The sequence below is a fragment of the Auraticoccus cholistanensis genome (assembly GCF_009742705.1).
Taxonomy (GTDB): Bacteria; Actinomycetota; Actinomycetes; order Propionibacteriales; family Propionibacteriaceae; genus Auraticoccus; species Auraticoccus cholistanensis.
In genome coordinates this window covers 1,580-21,311 of sequence record NZ_WPCU01000007.1, presented here as the reverse complement: position 1 = coordinate 21,311, position 19,732 = coordinate 1,580, and the positions used below count along the sequence as shown (strand labels likewise).

19 protein-coding genes are annotated in these 19,732 nt (G+C 73.6%); 13 read left to right on the top strand and 6 right to left on the bottom strand.

The annotated features are described in order from the left end of the window. Positions 1-448: 448 nt before the first annotated feature. A complete protein-coding gene (gene arfA / locus GC722_RS10995; RefSeq protein WP_156610112.1) occupies positions 449-1,984 on the bottom strand; it encodes an arabinosylfuranosidase ArfA in 1,536 nt (511 codons plus the stop codon). Positions 1,985-2,179: 195 nt separating this feature from the next. Between arfA and GC722_RS10990 the strand changes: the two genes are divergently transcribed. From GC722_RS10990 to GC722_RS10980, 3 genes are all read left to right on the top strand, one after another. Next, complete coding sequence (locus GC722_RS10990) at positions 2,180-4,264, top strand: HelD family protein (RefSeq protein ID WP_156610111.1); 2,085 nt, start codon at positions 2,180-2,182, stop codon at positions 4,262-4,264. 111 nt (positions 4,265-4,375) lie between these two features. Further along, entirely contained in the window at positions 4,376-6,823 is a 2,448-nt protein-coding gene (locus GC722_RS10985) for a polysaccharide lyase 8 family protein (RefSeq protein ID WP_156610110.1), read from the top strand. A gap of 17 nt (positions 6,824-6,840) precedes the next feature. Beyond that, a complete protein-coding gene (locus tag GC722_RS10980) occupies positions 6,841-7,677 on the top strand; it encodes an MOSC domain-containing protein (RefSeq protein WP_197430029.1) in 837 nt (278 codons plus the stop codon). Between the two features lie 18 nt (positions 7,678-7,695). On the opposite strand, the gene GC722_RS10975 is transcribed toward GC722_RS10980, so the two are convergent. Next, positions 7,696-8,397 (bottom strand): copper homeostasis protein CutC, encoded by a 702-nt coding sequence (locus tag GC722_RS10975; protein WP_156610109.1) that lies wholly within the window; start codon positions 8,395-8,397, stop codon positions 7,696-7,698. A gap of 97 nt (positions 8,398-8,494) precedes the next feature. Continuing rightward, on the bottom strand, positions 8,495-9,133 hold the full coding sequence (locus GC722_RS10970) for an acyl-CoA-like ligand-binding transcription factor (protein WP_156610108.1): 639 nt from the start codon (positions 9,131-9,133) through the stop codon (positions 8,495-8,497). A gap of 336 nt (positions 9,134-9,469) precedes the next feature. Here GC722_RS10970 and GC722_RS10965 point away from each other — a divergent pair, with 336 nt between their 5' ends. The 9 genes from GC722_RS10965 to GC722_RS10925 all read left to right on the top strand — a co-directional run bounded on the left by GC722_RS10965 (position 9,470) and on the right by GC722_RS10925 (position 17,021). Beyond that, positions 9,470-9,697, top strand: a complete 228-nt coding sequence (locus GC722_RS10965; protein ID WP_231747758.1) for a Flp family type IVb pilin — start codon at positions 9,470-9,472, stop codon at positions 9,695-9,697. 74 nt (positions 9,698-9,771) lie between these two features. Next, complete coding sequence (locus GC722_RS10960; protein WP_197430028.1) at positions 9,772-10,161, top strand: TadE/TadG family type IV pilus assembly protein; 390 nt, start codon at positions 9,772-9,774, stop codon at positions 10,159-10,161. After that, entirely contained in the window at positions 10,149-11,096 is a 948-nt protein-coding gene (locus GC722_RS10955; RefSeq protein WP_197430027.1) for a pilus assembly protein TadG-related protein, read from the top strand. The genes GC722_RS10960 and GC722_RS10955 overlap by 13 nt, the downstream gene beginning before the upstream one ends. A 22-nt stretch (positions 11,097-11,118) precedes the next feature. Beyond that, positions 11,119-11,835, top strand: a complete 717-nt coding sequence (cpaB, locus tag GC722_RS19270; RefSeq protein WP_197430025.1) for a Flp pilus assembly protein CpaB — start codon at positions 11,119-11,121, stop codon at positions 11,833-11,835. Continuing rightward, a complete protein-coding gene (locus GC722_RS10945; protein ID WP_156610106.1) occupies positions 11,832-13,076 on the top strand; it encodes an AAA family ATPase in 1,245 nt (414 codons plus the stop codon). The genes cpaB and GC722_RS10945 overlap by 4 nt, the downstream gene beginning before the upstream one ends. Continuing rightward, positions 13,076-14,497, top strand: a complete 1,422-nt coding sequence (locus GC722_RS10940) for a CpaF family protein (protein ID WP_156610105.1) — start codon at positions 13,076-13,078, stop codon at positions 14,495-14,497. The genes GC722_RS10945 and GC722_RS10940 overlap by 1 nt, the downstream gene beginning before the upstream one ends. Next, positions 14,494-15,450 carry a type II secretion system F family protein gene (locus tag GC722_RS10935; RefSeq protein ID WP_156610104.1) on the top strand — a complete coding sequence of 319 codons (957 nt, stop codon included), beginning with the start codon at positions 14,494-14,496 and terminating at the stop codon, positions 15,448-15,450. The genes GC722_RS10940 and GC722_RS10935 overlap by 4 nt, the downstream gene beginning before the upstream one ends. Before the next feature lie 25 nt (positions 15,451-15,475). Continuing rightward, complete coding sequence (locus GC722_RS19265) at positions 15,476-16,366, top strand: type II secretion system F family protein (protein ID WP_197430022.1); 891 nt, start codon at positions 15,476-15,478, stop codon at positions 16,364-16,366. Positions 16,367-16,370: 4 nt separating this feature from the next. Beyond that, complete coding sequence (locus GC722_RS10925) at positions 16,371-17,021, top strand: prepilin peptidase (protein WP_197430020.1); 651 nt, start codon at positions 16,371-16,373, stop codon at positions 17,019-17,021. A gap of 2 nt (positions 17,022-17,023) precedes the next feature. Here the strand turns inward: GC722_RS10925 and GC722_RS10920 are convergent, their stop codons facing one another. Beyond that, positions 17,024-18,118: a dipeptidase gene (locus GC722_RS10920; protein WP_156610103.1), complete on the bottom strand. Its 1,095-nt coding sequence runs from the start codon at positions 18,116-18,118 to the stop codon at positions 17,024-17,026. Positions 18,119-18,163: 45 nt separating this feature from the next. On the opposite strand from GC722_RS10920, the gene GC722_RS10915 reads away from it, so the two are divergent. Further along, positions 18,164-18,418, top strand: a complete 255-nt coding sequence (locus tag GC722_RS10915) for a hypothetical protein (RefSeq protein ID WP_156610102.1) — start codon at positions 18,164-18,166, stop codon at positions 18,416-18,418. A 199-nt stretch (positions 18,419-18,617) separates the two neighbouring features. On the opposite strand, the gene GC722_RS10910 is transcribed toward GC722_RS10915, so the two are convergent. Beyond that, entirely contained in the window at positions 18,618-19,103 is a 486-nt protein-coding gene (locus GC722_RS10910; protein ID WP_197430018.1) for an RHS repeat-associated core domain-containing protein, read from the bottom strand. Between the two features lie 367 nt (positions 19,104-19,470). Continuing rightward, positions 19,471-19,732, bottom strand: a 262-nt coding sequence (locus GC722_RS18380) for a hypothetical protein (RefSeq protein ID WP_456298113.1), incomplete at its 5' end; no start/stop codon positions are given.

The window sequence follows — 19,732 nt, the reverse complement described above, 5'->3', positions numbered from 1 at the left end:
GCGACGTCGAGGGCGTTGAGGATGTCGACGGTGGGGTCGTCGTCGTCCACGGCCGACTCGAAGAGGGTGGCGCCGATGTTGTCGCCGCCGGAGAGCAGCAGGGTGCTGTCCTCCCCGTTCTCGTCCCGCAGCTGCTCGATGCGCCCGGCGAAGGGGATGGTCAGGTCCTCGGTCACCCGCCCGTGGTAGTCGCTGAACGACAGCACGGTGATGTCGCGCTCCGCCGCGGTGGCCGTGGACGCCGTCCACGGCAGTGTGCAGACGGTCAGGGCGAGCGCCGCCCCCGTCACGGCGCCGGCGCGCCACCCTCGTCTCGTCATGGTTCCCCTCGGTCTGGTTCTGCTGCTCCCCGGACGCTACCGGTCGGGCGGCGACCTGGGGGTGACGAACAGGTGACGGTCGCACGACTCCCACCTCGCCCGGCCCCCGGGTCGCCGCCCGACCCGCGTCAGGCGGGGGCCACGTCCACCGTCACGGCCGCCCAGGAGAGGGCGGGCAGCGTCAGGGTCAGGTTCTGCTCCTCCAGCTGCACCCCGTCCAGGTCCACCAGGCCGACCGGCTGCGCCTCGGCGGTGTTGGCCGAGAACCGGTCCCCGCCCTCGGGCACCGTCAGCACCCGGGCCGAGGCGACGCCCTCGGCGCGCAGTCCACGGAGCACCACGCTGACGTCGGCGGAGTCGTTCAGGCCGCGGTTGGCCAGGAACAGGCTGACCGAGCCGTTCTCCTGGTCGAAGGTGGCGGCGACGTCGACCACGTCGGCCTCGCCGTACCGGGCGCTGCTGCTCCGGTCGGAGGTGACCGCGGCCCGCAGGATCTCGCCTCTCGCCGCGCCGGCCATGGCCGCGAACGGGAAGAAGATCGTCTGCCGCCAGGCGGGTCCGCCCTCGACCGTGCGGATGAGGCCGAGCAGGTTGACCAGCTGCGCCTGGTTGGCGATCTTCACCCGGTCGCCGTGGCGGAGCAGGGAGTTCAGCATGGTGCCGACCACGACCGCCTCGGTGACGTCGAAGTCGCCCTCGCCGATCGGCGGGTGCTCGTCCCAGCTGCGGGTGGCCGCCGGCTCGGTCAGCGGCTCCACCTCCTGGTCGCGACGGTAGGTGACGTTCCACTCGTCGAAGGAGAGGTCGATCTGCTTGGCGTGGTGGCCGCGGGCCCGGACGGCGTCCGCGGTGGCGACCACACCCTCGATGAAGCGGTCCATGTCCACCGCGCTGGCCAGGAAGCTCTCCACGTCGCCGTCCTGGTCGGAGTAGTACACGTGCAGGGAGATGTAGTCCACGAGCTCGTAGGTGTGCTGGAGCACCGTGGTCTCCCACGCGCCGAACGTCGGCATCGACAGGTTGGAGCTGCCGCAGGCGACCAGCTCGAGGTCGGGGTCGACCATCCGCATCGCCCGCGCGGTCTCCGCGGCCAGCCGCCCGTACTCGTCGGCGGTCTTGAAGCCGATCTGCCAGGGCCCGTCCATCTCGTTGCCCAGGCACCACAGCCGGATGTCGAAGGGCTCCTCGGCCCCGTTGCTGCGGCGCCAGTCCGAGCGCTGGGTGCCCCCGGGGTGGTTGGCGTACTCGAGCAGGGCGCGCGCCTCCTCGACCCCGCGGGTGCCGAGGTTCACCGCCTCCATCACCTCGACGTCGGCCAGCCAGGCCCACTCGACGAACTCGTGCAGCCCGAACTGGTTGGTCTCCAGCGAGTGCCAGGCACCGTCCAGGCGGCGCGGACGCTGCTCGACCGGGCCGACGCCGTCCTCCCAGTTGTAGCCGGAGACGAAGTTGCCGCCGGGGTAGCGCACCACCGTGACACCGAGCTCCTTGGTGAGCTCGAGCACGTCGCGACGCAGGCCGTGCTCGTCGGCCTCGGGGTGACCGGGCTCGTAGATCCCGGTGTAGACGCAGCGGCCCATGTGCTCCACGAAGGAGCCGAAGAGGCGCTTGGGGACCGGTCCGAGGGTGAAGTCGGGATCGAGGGTGATGCGGGCGCGTGCCATGGGGCGGCTCCTGGTGCCGAGGGGGTACGGGACCGGAGGACCTCCGCCCGTCGCTGGACAGCTGCGGACAGTCTGGCAGCGCCGGCCGGCATCCGACCAGGGAACCGGGCGGCGAAAAAGCGTTGCCCCGCTCGCCCCGGGCGCGTAGCGTCGCGCTCCCCCCTGACCCGATCCGAGCACATCGGAGCCGCCGGCATGCCCGAGCACCAGTCCGCCCCCACCCCGCCTCCCGACCTCCCCGCCGACCAGACGCTGCTGGCCGAGCGGGACCACCTGACCCGGTCCCGCGCCGCGCTCCGCCGGATGCGCGCCCACACCGCCGGCCTGCAGGCCTCCGGCGGCGACCACGTCTCGCTGCAGTACGTCCGCCAGGCGCTGCACCGGCGGATGCAGGCCCTCGAGGACGACCCCGAGGTGCCGCTGTTCTTCGGCCGGCTCGACTACGACACCGGGCTCGGCGCCGAGCAGGACGAGACCCTCTACGTCGGACGCCGCCACGTCACCGGCGAGGCCGGCGGCGCGCCGCTGGTCATCGACTGGCGGGCAGGCATGTCGCTGCCCTTCTACCGCGCCTCCCGCGCGGACCCGATGGGTGTCCGCCGGCGCCGCCGCTTCGGCTTCGAGCGGGGCGAGATGACCGCGTATGAGGACGAGACGCTCGCCGGCTCGCGGGAACCAGACGAGACCGACCCCGGGCAGCTGGCCTCGCAGATCCTGGAGGCCGACATCGAGCGGCCGCGCACCGGGCCGATGCGCGACATCGTCGCCACGATCCAGCCCGAGCAGGACGTCCTGGTGCGGGCCGACCTCGCCCGCTCGCTCTGCATCCAGGGCGCCCCCGGCACGGGCAAGACCGCCGTCGGGCTGCACCGGGCCGCCTTCCTGCTCTACGCCTTCCGCCAGCAGCTGGCGCGGGCCGGGGTGCTGGTGGTGGGTCCCAACCAGTCCTTCCTGAGCTACATCGGCGACGTGCTGCCCGCGCTGGGCGAGATCGACGCCCGTCAGGAGACGCTGCTCTCGCTGGTGCAGGAGGCCACCGGGCAGCAGGTCCGCGCCGAGGAGCCGGTCCCGGTGGCGGTGCTGAAGGGCGACGCCCGGATGGCGGAGGTGCTGGCCCGGGCGGTGTGGTCGCACCTGGGCTCGGTGTCGGAGCCCCTGGTCGTGCCCCGCGGCTCGCGCCAGCTGCGGGTGGCGGCCTACCGGGCCGAGGAGCTGGTGGCCGAGCTCCGCAGCCGCGGCGTGCGCTACGGGGCTGGGCGGGCCCTGCTGCCGCAGCGGCTCGCGCACGAGGTGCTGCTGCGGATGGAGGCCGCCGGCGACTCCCCCGACGACCGGGTGCAGGCCGCGGTCGCCCGCAGCGCACCGGTGAAGGCCTTCACGGCCCGGCTGTGGCCGGCCGTCACCGCCACCAAGGTGCTGCACCGGCTCTACACCGACGCCGGCTTCCTGGCCCGGTGCGCCGAGGGCCTGCTGGGCGAGGACGAGCAGCACCGGCTGCGTCCCGGCCGGGCACCGCGCTCGGCCGGGTCGGCCCGGTGGACCGCCGCCGACCTGGTGCTGCTGGACGAGCTCGGCGACCTGCTGGAGCGGACCCCGAGCCTGGGCCACGTGATCGTCGACGAGGCGCAGGACCTGTCGGCGATGCAGCTGCGGGCGGTGGGGCGGCGGGCCAGCACCGGCTCGGTCACCCTGCTGGGCGACCTCGCCCAGGCCACCACGCCGTGGGCCACGTCGTCGTGGCAGGAGTCGCTGCGCCACCTCGGTCAGCAGGCCGAGGTGGAGGAGCTGCTGGCGGGGTTCCGGGTGCCGGCGTCGGTGATCGACTTCGCCGCCCGGCTGCTGCCGACCATCGCTCCCGGGCTGCGGGCGCCCTACGCGATCCGTCGGAGCCGCGGCGACCTGCGCGTGGTCCGCGGTGACGCGGGCGCGGCGGTGGCGGCCGCCGGGGAGGCGCTGGCCCGGGAGGGCACCGTCGGGCTGGTGGTGGCCGACGCCTCGCTCGACCAGGTCGTCGCGGCGCTCACCGCGGCCGGCCTCGACCACGGCGTGCTGGGCCGCGACACCGAGGAGGCGCTCCGGCACCGCCTCGAGGTGGTGCCCGCCAGCCTGGCGAAGGGGCTCGAGTTCGACCACGTGGTGCTGCTGGAGCCGGCCGACGTGGTGGCCGGCGAGGCCGACGAGGTCACGGGCCTGCGTCGCCTCTACGTCTGCCTCACCCGTGCGGTGACGTCGCTGGTGGTGGTCCACCGACGCGACCTCCCCGCCGCGCTCGCCGGCTGACGCAGCCCGCGGCGGGCCGTCCGGTGGTGAGAACGGCGTTACCGGGATGAAAACGCCGGTACCGGCGGACGGGGCCTTCCACTGGGCCGGGGCTCCTGCTTGGGTCGGACGATGCACCCCCACGACGCGGACTCCCCCACCGCCCTGCCCACCTCCCACCCCGACACCCTCCGGCTGACCCGGCGGACGCTGCTGGTCTCCACGGCGACGGCCTCGACCGCCGCCCTCACCCTCACCGGCCCCGGCACCCGCGCCGCCGCCCAGGACGAGTACGACAGCCTCCGCACCCGGTGGGCCGACCTGCTCACCGGAGGCGAGCTCGACCCGTCCGTCCCGGAGATCCGGGCCGGCCTGGACCGGATGGACGCCCAGACCGCGACCCTCCTCGACGGCCTGCAGACCTCCGCCGACCGGACGCTGCTGTGGCAGGACCTGCCGGTCGCCGGCCCGCAGGAGGCCAACGTCGGCGTCAGCTACCAGCGCCTGCTCGACCTCGCGCTCGCTTGGGCGACGACCGGGTCGGCCGTCGAGGGCGACGAGGAGGTGCTGGCCGCCGTCGTGTCCGCGCTGCGGTTCCTGCACGACGAGGGCTACAACGCCTCGATGTCGCCCAGCGGCAACTGGTGGTTCTGGGAGATCGGCAACCCCCGCCGGCTGGCCGACACCTGCGCGCTGCTGGGCCCGGCCCTGCCCGCCGAGGACCTCGCCGACTACCTGGCCGCGATCCGCCGCTTCACCCCGAACCCGAACTTCCGCGGCCGGGGCACCTCGCCCGAGACCGGCGCGAACCGCACCGACAAGGCCGTGGCCTGCGCCGTCCGCGGCGTGCTGGCCCGCGACGGCGACGAGATCGCCCTCGCCCGCGACGCGCTGAGCGACGTGGTGGGCGGTGGCCGCAACAGCGTCTTCCGCTACGTCACGTCCGGCGACGGCTTCTACGCCGACGGCTCGTTCGTCCAGCACGGCCGGCTGCCCTACGTCGGGACCTACGGCAACGTGGCGCTGGGCGGCGTCGCGGAGATGCTGGCCCTGCTCGGCGGCTCCAGCTGGGACGTCGCCGACCCGGACCGGGACGTGGTGCTCGACGCCCCCGAGAAGTCCTTCGCCCCCTTCATCTGGAACGGGCTGATGATGGAGACGGTCCGCGGCCGGGCGGTCTCGCGCGAGCGCGAGCGCGACTTCCACGACGCCGCCAGCACGATCTCGGCGCTGCTGCTGATGGCGCCGGGCGTGGACGAGGCGCACGCACGGCGCTACCGCTCCCTGGCACGGGGCTGGATCGACGCGATGCCGGTGCCCTACCTCGAGCTCGTCGGTCTGCCCGAGGTCAGCCGCGCGCTCGCCCTGCTGGCCGACGCGTCGGTGGTCCCGGGGCGCGAGGTCGACGGGCACCAGCACTTCGCCGACCAGGACCGCTCGGTCCACCGCCGGCCCGGCTGGGCCTTCACCGTCTCCACCTCCAGCAGCCGGATCGGGCGCTACGAGTGGGGCAACGACGAGAACAACCTCGGCTGGTACCAGGGCGACGGCATGACCTACCTCTACGTCGAGGACGACCTGCGCCAGTTCTCCGACGACTTCTGGCCCACCGTGGACCCGTACCGGCTGCCGGGCACCACGGTCGGGCTCGAGCCGCGGCAGAGCGGGGAGGGCGCCGGCACCGGCATCCCCCGCGCCACCCGGCCCTGGGCCGGTGGTGCCGTGGCCGCGGGGCGGTGGGGAGCCATCGGCATGGACCACCTGGCCTACGACGGCGACCTCACGGCCCGGAAGTCCTGGTTCTGCCTGGACGACTCGGTGGTCGCCCTCGGGGCCCAGATCACGAGCACCGACGGCTTCGAGGTCGAGACCTGCGTCGAGAACCGGCTGCAGCGCCCGGGCTCCCGGCTGCTGGTCGACGGCGACACGCTGCTCGACGTCGACGGCGAGACCGACCTCACCGGGGCGTCCTGGGCCCACCTCGAGGGCGTGGGCGGCTACCTGTTCGGCCCGGGCAGCCGCCTGGTCGCCCGGCGCGAGGAGCGCACCGGCAGCTGGCGCCGCATCAACAGCGGTGGTGACACCGGCGGCAGCGACACCCCCACCACCCGGCGCTACCTCCAGCTCCGCCTCGAGCACGGGGTCGACCCGGCCGGGGCCGGCTACGAGTACGTGCTGCTGCCGCGGGCGACGCCCGCGCAGACGCGGCGACGGGCGTCCGCCCCGGGCCACCAGGTGCTGGCCAACACCGCCGACGTCCAGGCCGTGCGCGCGGTGCAGCGCGGGACCCTGGTCACCCTGGCCAACGTCTTCACCGCCGGGGAGGTCGACGGCCACCGCTCGTCGGGGCCCTGCTCGCTGGTGCTGGTCCGTCAGGGCGGGCAGACCACGGTGGCGGTGTCGGACCCGAGCCGCAGCGCCGCCCCGCTGCGGCTCGAGCTGGCCCTGCCGGGCGACCACGAGGTGGTCGGAGCCGACGACGAGCTGACGGTCACCACCCGCCGCGGCAGGGTGCAGGTCGACGCCGCGCTGGGCCGCTCCCGGGGCGCCACCCGGACGCTGACCCTGCGCCGCGTCTGAGCCCGTACCGTGGCCGGGTGCGCCTGCTCAGCCTCCACCTCCACCCGCTGAAGAGCAGCGCCGTCCGCGACGTCGGCTCGGCGCGGGTGGAGGCGGCCGGGCTGGTCGGCGACCGGCGCTGGATGGCGGTCGACGCGGCCGGCGCGATGCTCACCGCCCGCACCGAGCGGCGGCTGCTCACCATCACCGCCGACACCGCCGAGACCGACCCGTCCGTGACCGGGCTGCGGCTGCGGGCCGACGGGCTCGACGACCTCGCGCTCGTCGAGCCCGTCGGTCCGGAGCAGCCGCTGACGGTGTTCGGCGACCGCACGGTGGGTGTGGACGCCGGCGACCGGGCGGCCCGGTGGCTCGGGCGGGCGCTGCGGCGCGAGGACGTACGGCTGGTGCACGCCTCCCGGCCGGCCGCCCGCTCCCTCGACCCGCGCCACAGCCGGCCCGGGGACCACACCGGCTTCGCCGACGGCTTCCCGCTGCTGCTGACCACGACCGCCTCGCTGCAGCGGCTGGACGAGCTGGTCGTGGCCGAGGCGCTGGCCCGCGGCGAGGAGCCCGGTGCTCCGCTGCCGATGCACCGGTTCCGGCCCAACCTGGTGGTGGACGGCACCGACCCGTTCGCCGAGGACGGCTGGAGCCGGCTGCGGGTGGGGTCGGTCGTGCTGCGGGTGGCCAAGCCCTGCGGGCGCTGCGTGATGACCACCGTCGACCCCGCCACGCTGGCCAGCGGCCGCGAGCCGCTGCGGACCCTGGCCCGGCACCGCCGACGCGGTACGCAGCTGGTGTTCGGGCAGAACCTGGTACCCGAGACCACGGGCGAGCTGCGGGTCGGGGACGCGGTCGAGCTGCTCGGCTGATGCGTCCCGGCCGGAGGATCAGCCCCGCGGCCGTGTGACGTCGTCGACCAGGATCCGCCAGGAGCGGACCTGTGCGGTGTCGACGTAGGCCTTCCAGGACCCCTGCGGACGGGCGGCCAGGTCGATGTGGAAGGCGCGCACGCCGGCGCGACCCAGCCAGGGCAGGTGGTCCGGGTGCAGGTCGCCGCCGGCCATCACCAGCGCCGCGGCCTCCGGCTCCCGCCGCGCCCGGGCGATGAGCTCGTCCAGACCCTCCTCGACGCCGCGGGCCGAGCCGGCCGTCAGCACCTGGTCCAGCCGCGGCAGCTGCAGCAGCCGACGCCAGGAGCGGTCGGTGTCAAGGGCCTGGTCGACGGCCCGCGAGCACGTCCAGGGCCAGTCCCCGTCCTCCAGCAGCGCCCCGAGGACCTGCAGGTCGATGTCGCCGTGACCGTTCAGGAACCCCATCACGATGCCCTCCGCGCCGGCGTCGCGGTAGGCCGAGGCGAGCCCGCGCAGCCGCACGACCTCCCCGCCGTCGGTCCCGAAGCCCTCGCGGAGCCGGAGCGTCACCCGTACCGGCACGTCGACGGCCCGGCAGACCTCGGCCACGACGTCGGGCGGCGGGGAGGGGCCGTCGACCTCGGGGGCGCCCACCAGGTGCAGCCGGTCCGCTCCACCCTCGACCGCACGCCGCGCGTCGGCGGCGTGCAGCACCAGCACCTCCAGCAAACCGCTCATCGGTCGATCCGCCTCCTCACCGGGTGCGTCCTGACCGCATTGTGGCCCAGCCCGAGCGCCGCGGCCCGGAACCGGGCCGCGGCGCTCGGTGGTTCCCTCACTCCCCCGGTGAGGGACCCACGCCGGGCTGCGGAGCCGGCAGACCGCTGCCGAGCTGTTCGAAGGCCTCGGCCAGCAGCTCGGGCAGGTGCTCGCGCGGGGTCTGGGAGAACACCCACGTCGTGATCGCGTGCTTGGTCGCCGCGACCGCCACCGAGGTCACCAGCCCCGGGTACAGATCGGTCTCGGCGTCGGTGCCGGTGCGCTCGGCCACCACGTGCCGCATCGCGGCCTCGAGGGCGTCGTACTGCGCCGTCTGGAAGGGCTGCAGCGACGGGTGCTCGCGGCTGAGACGCAGCTTCCGGGCGCTCAGCGCCACCTGCTCGTCGGTGCGCTCACGCGCCGCGGCGATGATGACGTGGGCGATGGACTGCAGCGGCGGCTCCTCCGCCGGCCGGTGGGCCAGCTGCTCGATGACCTCGAAGTTCGCCTGCGTGCCCGCGGTGGCGACGGCCTCCTCCTTGCAGCTGAAGTAGTTCGAGAAGGTGCGCGGTGACACGAACGCCAGGTTGGCGATCTCCTCGATGGTGACGTTGTCCAGACCCTTCTCCAGGGCCAGCTGCAGGGCTGCGTCCGCGATGGACTCCCTCGTCAGCTGCTTCTTGATCTCGCGTAGGCCGATCCCCGAATCGCTCATGGCCCGACCGTATCGCAGGTCTTGCGCTGGCGGCGGGTTTGCAGAAAGCGCAATATTCTGGTCGCCCGGCAGATCCAGGGCTGAGATGGACGTCACCGGAGAACCATCTCACACGGTTGTAGTTCTAACCATCACCGCGACGGCGGGACGATCGGCGCGGTTGTGGGGATGTCACGCTGAGGTAACGGCAAGTTCACGCATCGGGAAAGAGTTCCTGATCGTGCATCTTGCGCATCTCGCAAACTTCTGTCACTGTTCTACCCGAGCCGGTCCACCAGCGCACCGGGTACCTGGATCCGAATCGGGGCGGAGCCACACACCACAAGGAGAACCGTCATGACCAGCATGTTCGTCCGCCTCACCATCGCCCTCGGCGCCCTCACCGGTCGCCTCGACGCGCGCCGGGACCGCGGCGCCACCGCCGTCGAGTACGGCCTGCTCGTCGGCCTGATCGCCGTCGGGATCATCGTCGCGATCACGGCCCTGGGTGACGAGCTTCGCGACCTCTTCAACGGCATCGAGCTCCCCGACGGGAACGCTCCCGCCGCCGGTGGCACCAACTGATCGGTTCGTGCCTGAGGTCCCGGTGCAGCCGACCGTGGCTGCACCGGGACGCCGGTCGGAGGAGAGGCAGAACGGTGGCAGCTGGCGGCCGTGACCGCGGGGCCGCGGCCGTGGAGTTCGCCCTGGTGGCGCCCGTGCTGCTGCTGCTGGTGCTGGGCATCACCGAGTTCGGCCGGGCGTACCACCTCCAGACGACCCTCTCCGGGGCCGCCCGCGAGGGGGTCCGGGTAATGGCCCTGCAGGACGACCGGGCGGCCGCCCGGGCCGCCACCCGCTCCGCCGCCCAGCCGCTCGTCCTCACCGACGCGCAGATCGCCGTCTCCCCCGACAGCTGTGCCGCCGCCCGCGCGTCGGGGTCGGGGAACGCGACCGTGACGGTGACCTATCCCATGGACTTCATCGGGGGGTTCATGGGCGCCTCCATCACGCTCACCGGCAGAGGAGTCATGCGGTGCAACGGCTGAGGGACGACCGCGGCGCGGTCAACGTCGTGGTGGCGCTGCTGATGATCCCGCTCATCGGCTTCGCCGCCATCGCCGTCGACGTGGCCGCGCTGTGGTCGGACCGCCAGCAGCTGCAGACCGGTGCGGACGCCGCCGCCCTGGCCATCGCCCAGGACTGCGCCCGCGGCAGCTGCGGCGCCCCCGCGGAGACGGCCAGCACGCTCACCTCGGCCAACTTCGGCTCCGGCGAGGCCACGGCCACGGTCACCACCCCCTCGCTGAGCCCGTCCACCGGTCAGGTGACGGTGGTCACCGGCACGACGAGGCAGCACCTGTTCGCGCCGGTGCTCGGGTTCGACGCGAGCGACGTCGGTGCCCGGGCCACCGCCCGCTGGGGCGCACCCAGCGGCGGCACGGCCGTCCTGCCGCTCGCCTTCTCGCTGTGCGAGTTCCGGGCCCAGACCGGTGGCGGGATGCCGTCCGGCACGGCAGAACGGGTCATCCTCACCACCAAGACCTCCGGCACCGGCTGCACCGGCCCCTCCGGCAACGTCGTCCCCGGCGGGTTCGGCTGGCTCGACACCGACCTCGGCAGCTGCGGGGCCACCGGCCGCATCGGCGCCCGGATGTCCTCCGACCCCGGGACGTCGGCGCCCAGCGGCTGCTCGCCCGCCGACTTCGAGGCGGTGCGGGGCCGGACGGTGCTGCTGCCGATCTTCGACGAGTACGGCAGCAGCGGCACCAACGCCTGGTACCGCGTCCACGCCTACGCCGCCTTCACCGTCACCGGCTACCACTTCACCGGCCAGATCTCGTGGAACGGCGGGCCGCAGTGCAAGGGCAACGACCGCTGCATCAAGGGCTACTTCACCCGCTTCGTCGACCTGGACGACGCCTTCGAGTCCAGTCCCGGCGCCCCCGACCTGGGCGCCTCTCTCGTCTCCCTGACCGAATGACCACCCGGAAGAGCCGTCGATCGTGAAACGCCGTGTCCTCGCCGCCGCCGTGGCGGTCCTGCTCGCCACCCTCGGGGGTGTGCTCGTCCTCGGCTACGTCTCCGCCGCCGACCAGCGCGCCCTGGCGGGTGTGCAGACCGTGGACGTCCTGGTCGTCACCGCCACCGTGCCCGCCGGCACCCCGGCGGAGGAGCTGGACGAGCTGGTGTCGGTGGAGAGCCTGCCGGCCGTGGCGGTCGCGCCCGGCGCCCTGGCGGGCCTGGCCGAGGTGGCCGGACTGGTGACGGGTACCGACCTGCTGCCGGGCGAGCAGCTGCTGGCGGCGCGGTTCGTCGACCCCGCGGCCCAGCCGCAGACCGCGCAGGTCGAGGTGCCGGAGGGCTTGCAGCAGGTCTCGGTGCTGCTGGAGGCGCAGCGGGTCGTCGGGGGCAACCTGAGCGCCGGCGACACCGTCGGGGTGCTGCTCAGCGTGGACAAGAAGACCCACCTGACGCTGCAGAAGGTGCTGGTGACCCGCGTCCAGGGCGCCGCGGCACCGGTCCAGGACGAGGCGGAGGACGGCGCCGCGGCCGACGCCCTGCCCGAGTCCAGCCTGATGGTCACCCTCGCCCTCGAGGCCGGCCAGGCCGAGCAGGTCGTCTTCACCGCCGAGCACGGCACCATCTGGCTGTCCCTGCAGGACGAGGCCACCGACGAGTCGGGGACCGACGTGGTCACCGCGGAGAGCGTGCACCGATGAGCCGCATCGTCCTCGCCACCTCCTCCGCCGAGCTCCGCGACCGGGTGCACCAGGCCACCGCCGGGGCCTTCCTGCCGCTCCCGCTGGGTCCGCTGCCGGCCGACCCGGCCCAGTTCTTCGCCCAGCTCGAGGGCGCCCCGCTGCCCGACGTCGTCCTGCTCGACGCCCGCGAGGACCCGGCCCACGCGGTGTCGCTGGCCGCCCGGCTGCAGCAGCACTGCCCGGCCGCCAGCGTCGTGCTGCTGGGCGACCAGGGACCCGAGACGGCGCTGGCCGCGCTGCGCGCCGGCGTCCGCGACATCGTGCCGCCCGGCGCCGGGGCGGCCGAGATCCGCCTCGCCCTCGAGCTCGCCGGCCAGTCCGCGCAGGCCCGGGCCGCCGCCCTGGCCGAGCCGACGTCCGCGACCGCGGGCGCCGCCGGCCGGGTGATCAGCGTGGTCTCGCCCAAGGGGGGCGTGGGCAAGACCACGGTGGCCACCAACATGGCCGTCGAGCTCGCCCGCCGCTCGCCCGGCTCCACCGTCCTGGTCGACCTCGACATCCAGTTCGGCGACGTGGCCAGCGCCCTGGACCTCGAGCCGGAGTACTTCCTGGTCGACACCGTGCAGGGACCGGCCAAGCAGGACTCGATGGTGCTCAAGACCGTGCTCACCCAGCACCCGACCGGGCTGCACGTGATCGCCGCCCCCGACTCCCCCGCCGACGCCGACATGGTGACCTCCGACGACGTCGCCCACCTGCTGCGGGTGCTCGCCTCGGAGTTCCGCCACGTCGTGGTCGACACCGCGCCGGGCCTGTCGGAGCACACCCTGGCCGTGCTGGACGAGACCAGCGACCTGGTGCTGGTCACGAGCATGGACGTCCCCGGCGTCCGCGGCATGCGCAAGGAGATCGACACCCTGCGCCGCCTCGACCTGCTGCCGCCCGCCCACCACGTGGTGCTCAACTTCGCCAGCCCGAAGAGCCTGCTCACCGTCGCCGACGTGGAGTTCACGATCGGCACCGGCGTGGACCTGCAGCTGCCCCGCTCCAAGGCCGCCCCGGACTCGATCGACCAGGGTGTGCCGCTGCTGCAGAGCGGGGTCCGCGACCCGCTGACCCGCGCCCTCCGCGCGCTGGTCGACCGGGTGGTGGGCACCGAGGACTCCGGTCAGCCGGCTCCCGACAGCTACCCGACCCGCCGGTCACGCTCCCAGCCCCGCCGCGCCGCCTCCCGCTGGCGCCGGACGAAGGTCGCCTGATGAGGCTGTCGGAGCGGCTGGGCGTCACCCGTCCGGCCGAGACCCCGGCCCCGGGGACGGAGCACCAGCCGCCCGCCCCACCCGTGGCCGCGCCGCCCCAGCCGCCGGCCGCGGCAGCGCCGCCCCCCGGCGGGAACGACGCCCTCGGCAAGCTGAAGGAACGGGCCGCGCACGAGCTGTTCACCCGCATCGGTGCCCGGCTCAACGACACCTCCCTCAGCGAGCAGCAGCTGCACGCGCTGGTGCGCTCCGAGCTGGCGCACGTGGTCGAGCAGGAGAAGGTGCCGCTGACCGCGGAGCAGCAGCAGCGGCTCATCTCCGACGTGCAGGACGAGGTGCTGGGCCACGGTCCGCTGCAGCGGCTGCTCGACGACCCCACGGTGACCGAGATCATGGTCAACGGGGCCGACATGGTCTACGTCGAGCAGCACGGCAAGCTCGCCCGGGCCGGGGTCCGCTTCGCCTCCGAGGAGCACCTGCGCCGGGTGATCGAGCGCATCGTGTCCCGGGTGGGACGACGGATCGACGAGTCCTCCCCGCTGGTGGACGCCCGGCTGCCCGACGGGTCCCGGGTCAACGCGGTGATCCCGCCGCTGGCCTTCAACGGCTCCTCGCTCACCATCCGCAAGTTCGCCAAGGACCCGTTCAAGGTCGACGACCTGATCGGCTTCGGCACCCTGACCCCGGAGATGGCCGAGCTGCTGCGCGCCTGCGTCGAGGCCCGGCTGAACGTCATCGTCTCCGGCGGCACCGGCACCGGCAAGACCACCCTGCTCAACGTGCTGTCGTCCTTCATCCCCGAGGGTGAGCGCATCGTCACCATCGAGGACGCGGTGGAGCTGCAGCTGCAGCAGGACCACGTCGTGCGGCTGGAGAGCCGGCCACCCAACATCGAGGGCAAGGGCGAGATCAGCATCCGCGACCTGGTGCGCAACAGCCTGCGGATGCGGCCCGACCGCATCGTGGTGGGCGAGGTCCGCGGCGGCGAGAGCCTGGACATGCTGCAGGCGATGAACACCGGCCACGACGGGTCGCTGTCGACCGTCCACGCCAACTCCCCGCGCGACGCGATCGCCCGGCTGGAGACCCTGGTGCTGATGGCCGGGATGGACCTGCCGCTGCGCGCGATCCGGGAGCAGATCGCCTCCGCGGTGGACGTCGTCGTGCAGCTGACCCGGCTCCGCGACGGCACCCGCCGGGTCACCGCGGTCACCGAGGTGCAGGGCATGGAGGGCCAGACCGTGACGCTGCAGGACGCCTTCCTCTTCGACTACTCCGCCGGGGTGGACGCCAGCGGCCGGTTCCTCGGCCGGCCCGTCGCCACCGGCGTCCGCCCCCGGTTCACCGACCGCTTCGACGAGTTCGGCATCCGCGTGTCGCCGCGGGTGTTCGCCGTCCCCGACCGGCGGCCGCTGCGATGACGCCCCCGCTCGCCCTCTCTCCCCAGCTCGCCCTCGGGGTGCTCGCCATCGCCCTGGCCGTGCTCGTGGTGGTGTACGCGCTGCTGGCACCGCGATCGCAGCGGCTGCCGCTGGCGCGGCGACGTCCGGGCGCCGCCCCGGGTCCCGGGCTGCTGGCCACGGCCACCACCCAGGCGGCCGGCCTGGTCGAGCGGCCGCTGCGACGTCGTGGCGGGGCGGCCGCCGCGGCGCCGCTGCTGGAACGGGCCGGGGTGAAGATGGCACCGCAGGACCTGCTGCTCCGCGTGGTCGGCGCCGCGCTGGCCGCCCTCGTGCTCGGCTCCCTGCTGGCCGGCCCGCTGGTCGGGCTGCTGCTCGCCGCCGCCGTCCCGCTGGCGGTGAAGATCGCCCTCGGGGTGCTGGAGACCCGGCGGCAGAAGGCCTTCGCCGACCAGCTGGAGGACTCGCTGCAGCTGATGTCGAGCGGGCTGCGGGCCGGCCACAGCCTGCTGCAGGCGCTCAACGGCGTCGCCCAGGAGGCCGAGCAGCCCACCAGCGAGGAGTTCGCCCGCATCATCAACGAGACCCGGCTCGGCCGCGAGCTGGGCCAGTCGTTGGAGGCGGCGGCCCGGCGGATGGACAGCGAGGACTTCGTCTGGGTGACCCAGGCCATCGCCATCAACCGCGAGGTCGGGGGCAACCTGGCCGAGGTGCTGGACGGGGTGGCCCACACCATCCGCGAGCGCAACCAGATCCGCCGCCAGGTCCAGGCGCTGAGCGCGGAGGGCCGGTTGTCGGCCTACGTGCTGATGGCGCTGCCGGTGGGCGTCACGCTGTTCCTGGGCGTGGCCAACCCCGGCTACATCGCCCGGTTCACCCAGAGCCTGGTCGGCTACGGCCTGATCGGGCTGTCGGTGGTGCTGATGGTCGTGGGCGCGCTGTGGCTGCGCAAGGTCGTCAGCTTCCGGTTCTGAGAACACCCCGAGGAGGAACCCACCCGTGCCCGCTGTCGTCGTCGTCGGCGTCGCCGCCCTCAGCGCGTCGCTGCTGCTGCTGGGCTGGGCGCTGCTCGCCCCGCCCGAGCGCCGCCGCGAGCTCGCGCTGGCCAACCTGCAGCGGGGCATGGCCCGGGCCGCCGCCAGCACCGGCGACCGCACCGCCGTGCGGACGCCGACCCTGCTGCGGCTGGCGCGGCGCACCACCCCGGCGGCCGCGGTCCGGCGGATCGACCGGCTGCTGTCGCGCGCCGGCCGTCCGCCCGCCTGGCCGCTGGAGCGGGTGCTGGTGGTCAAGATCGTGCTCCCCGTCGTCGCCGCGGCGCTCGGGCTGCTCTACGTCAGCGGCGCCCCACGGCCGCTGTCGGTCGGGTTGTCGGTGCTCGTCACCGTGGTGGCCCACTTCGTGCCCGAGCTGCTGCTGCACAGCCGCGCCCAGGAGCGCAACCAGCAGATCCAGCTGGAGCTGGCCGACACCCTGGACCAGATGACCATCGCGGTGGAGGCCGGTCTGGGCTTCGAGTCCGCCATGGCCCGCGCCGGCCGCAACGGCAGGGGCCCGCTGGCCGAGGAGCTGGTGCGCACCCTGCAGGACGTGCAGATGGGGCTGTCCCGCCGCGAGGCCTACGCCGCCCTGGCCGCCCGCACCGACACCCCCGATCTGCGCCGGTTCATCCGCGCGGTGGTCCAGGCCGACGCCTACGGCATCTCGATCGCCGACGTGCTGCGCACCCAGGCGGCCGAGATGCGGCTGAAGCGGCGGCAGCGGGCGGAGGAGAAGGCCATGCAGATCCCGGTGAAGGTCATCTTCCCGCTGATGCTGTGCATCCTGCCGGTGCTGTTCATCGTGCTGCTCGGCCCGGCGGCGATGGACATCGTCGACGCGCTCGGCTGAGCGGGTGGGACCCACCGTGGTGGTGCTGACCGCCCTGGTCACCGGCACCCTGGCCGCGACGGCCGAGCCCTGGCTGCGGACCGTGGCCGGCAGCGGCTCGCGCTGGTTGCGGCGCCCGGTCGCCGCTCCCCTCGCCGCTCTGGCCGGGGCCGGGGCCGCCGCGCTGGCCACCGGCTGGGCCGAGCTCGTCGGGTTCGCGCTGCTCGCCCTGGGGTGCGCGCTGCTGGTGGTCGTCGACCTGGCGGTGCTTCGGCTGCCCGACGTCCTGGTCGGCCCCCTCTACCCGGCGCTGCTGCTCCCGCTCTGCGTCGCCGCCGCGGCCGGCGACGGCTGGGCGCCCCTCGCCCGGGCGCTGCTGTCCGCGCTGGTGCTGACGGTGGTCTACCTGGTGCTGGCCCTGGCGGCCCCCTCGGACCTGGGGCCGGGCGACGTCAAGCTCTCCGGTGTGCTGGGCGCCTTCCTCGGCTGGCTGGGCTGGTCGCAGCTGGTGCTCGGCGGGCTGGCCGCCTTCGCCCTCAGCGCCGCCGTGGCCGTGGTGCTGGTGGCGGCCCGCCGCGCCTCGCGGCAGACCGCCTTCCCGTTCGGGCCCTGCATGGTGCTCGGCGCCGCCCTCGGGGCGGTGTGGGGTCCGGCGCTGCTCCCCGCGCTGGCCTGACCTCAGCGCGAACGGGCCGCCACCGCGTCCGCACCCCGCAGCACGCGCATCGCGTTGCGCCAGGCCAGCTTCTCCAGGTCGGTGCGCGACCAGCCGCGCTCGGTCAGCCGGTCCAGCAGCCGCGGGTAGCCGCTGACGTCCTCCAGCCCCTCGGGCAGACCGGCGCAGCCGTCGTAGTCCCCGCCCAGCCCGACGTGGTCCACGCCGGCCACCTCGCGGACGTGCTCGCAGTGGGCCACCACGTCCTCCAGGGTCGCCCTCGGCGCCGGGGTGGACCAGCCGGACGTCCAGCGCTGCCAGGTGGCGTCGTCGGCGGGGTCCTCCCCCGCGGCCCGGACCGCCTCGCGGACCTCGTTCGACCAGTCCCGCACCCGCTGGGAGACGAAGGAGGGCACGAAGGTCACCATGCAGGTGCCGCCGTTGTCGGCCAGCCGGGCCAGCACGTCGTCGGGCACGTTGCGGGGGTGGTCGCAGACGGCGCGGGCGCTGGAGTGGGAGAACAGCACCGGCGCGGTGGTGACGTCGAGGGCGTCGTGCATGGTGGTGGCGGCGACGTGGGACAGGTCGACGATGATGCCGATCCGGTTCATCTCGGCCACGATCTGCCGGCCGGTCCCGGTGAGCCCGCCGTGGCGGGGTTCGTCGGTGGCCGAGTCGGCCCAGTCGGTGCTGGAGTTGTGGGTGAGGGTCAGGTAGCGCACCCCCAGCCGGCGCAGAGTGCGGAGCACCCCGAGGGAGCCGTCCAGGCAGTGCCCGCCCTCGGCACCCAGCAGGCTGGCCACCCGGCCGTCGTCGGCGGTCAGCACCCGCACGGCCTCGTCGGCGTCGTCGACCAGCACCAGCTCCGGGCACCGCTCGGCGATCCGGTGGACCGTGTCGACCTGCTCCAGCACGGCGGTGACGGCGTCGGCCCCGGTGAAGGAGCAGGGCACGTAGACCGACCAGAACTGGCCCCGCACCCCGCCGGCCGCCAGCCGGGTCAGGTCGGTGTGGAGCTCGGGCCGTTCGCCCAGCTCCACCGTCGCCGGGTCCATCGCGTGCTCGCGCAGAGCCCACGCCAGGTCGTTGTGGCCGTCCAGGACAGGGATGGTCGTCATGCCACCCATCCTGTCGGGTTGGCGCCTCCCGGTAGGTTGGCGTCCGTGGGACGGGTGCTGCGAGCGGGTCTGGTAACGGCGGCGGTGACGGCCCTCGGGCTGCTCACCGGCTGCGCCGCGGACGTCCCCTCCGCCGAGCCGCCGGCCTCGGCCGGGACGCCCGACGCCGGGCCCGAGCCCCGTCCGCAGGGCACGCTGGACCCCACCCGCCGACCCTCCGTGCCGACCACGCTGGGCTTTGACCGGGTCGAGCGGGACGCCGACGGCCGCCTGGTCGTCCGCCACATCACCGACCGCTGACGATCCGAACGGCTCCTGCCGCCTCGGTCGGCCGCTGAGCCGGTACAAGCAGCCGGCCACAGCGGCGATGTGCCCATCGCTCGCATCTAGACCTCGCCCATGGGCGGAGCTGGGACGAAGGTCGGGCTTAGTGCAAAAACGATGGCGGTCTCAAGTCGCACTAACTGACGGTAGCAGCATCATCGATCCCTCATGGCGGTCAGTCCTCCAATGCTTTCTCGGTAAGCGCCTGGGTCACAACTCCGGCCGCGCACCCACCGACAACTCCACCGATGAAGCCAGCGACGGCGCCGAGTGAAGTTCCGATGACGGGAACGACACTGCCCACGACGGCCAACCCCACGCCACCGCTAACCCCGGCACAGGCAGCCCCAATAACGCATGCTCCCGCCGAATCAATGGAGCCCGCATATCCGCGCGGGTCGGTGATGTTGATGGGGTCGTTGCCGGCGTAGGCGTAGCGGTTGGCGTTGAGGGGGTCCAGCGGTGCGTCGAGGCTGTCTTGCTGGGTGAAGCTGCCGGTGGTGGGGTCGTAGTAGCGGGCGCCGTAGTGGATCCAGCCGGTGGTGCGGTCTTGGATGGGTGATCCGATGTGGCGAGTCGGAAAGCTGTAGGTGACCGCACCCCACCACTCACCATCACGATTCTGCCAGCAGGTCAGCGTGCCTAGCGCCTCTTGCGTCACCGGGCCCTCGAACGCGGTGCCCGCTGTCGATGTCCCGTGGACCGGTCGGCTCGGCGAGCGTCACCACAGCTGCGCGGGCAGGCCCATAGGCCGATCTGGCCAGGACTCTCACCCGGTGCAGTCGCGTAAGGTTCACTTCCGCTTGACTTGCCAAACGTAGAAAAATCGAAGACACCAGAGCAGCAGAGTAAGGAGCAGTAGGAACCAGCCCTCGCGACCGTCGGTCGTCACAATAGCCGTTACCGCTACGACCCCAAGCGTGATGGTCGCGACGATGATTAATGGCAGAAGCAACTTGGGCTCTGCCTTATTGTCCTCAGCTGGCACAGCCGGGCCTCCTGCGAATGTCGGTGACTTGCTCTCGTTATCAGCACAAAATGGCACCCGCGACGACGCCGACCAAACCACCGACTCCCCCGCCATACATGGCTCCGAGGCCGGCGCCCACGGGGGCGCCGACGCCGGCGGAAGGAATGCCTCCAAGAAGCGCCCCACCGATTGTCCCTACCCCAGCACCGACCAGCAGACCTATCTGACCCGCGTCCGAGACACATCCGGTGTCGTGGCCGGTGGGGTCGGTGTTGTTGATGGGGTCGTTGCCGGCGTAGGCATAGCGGTTGGCGTTGAGC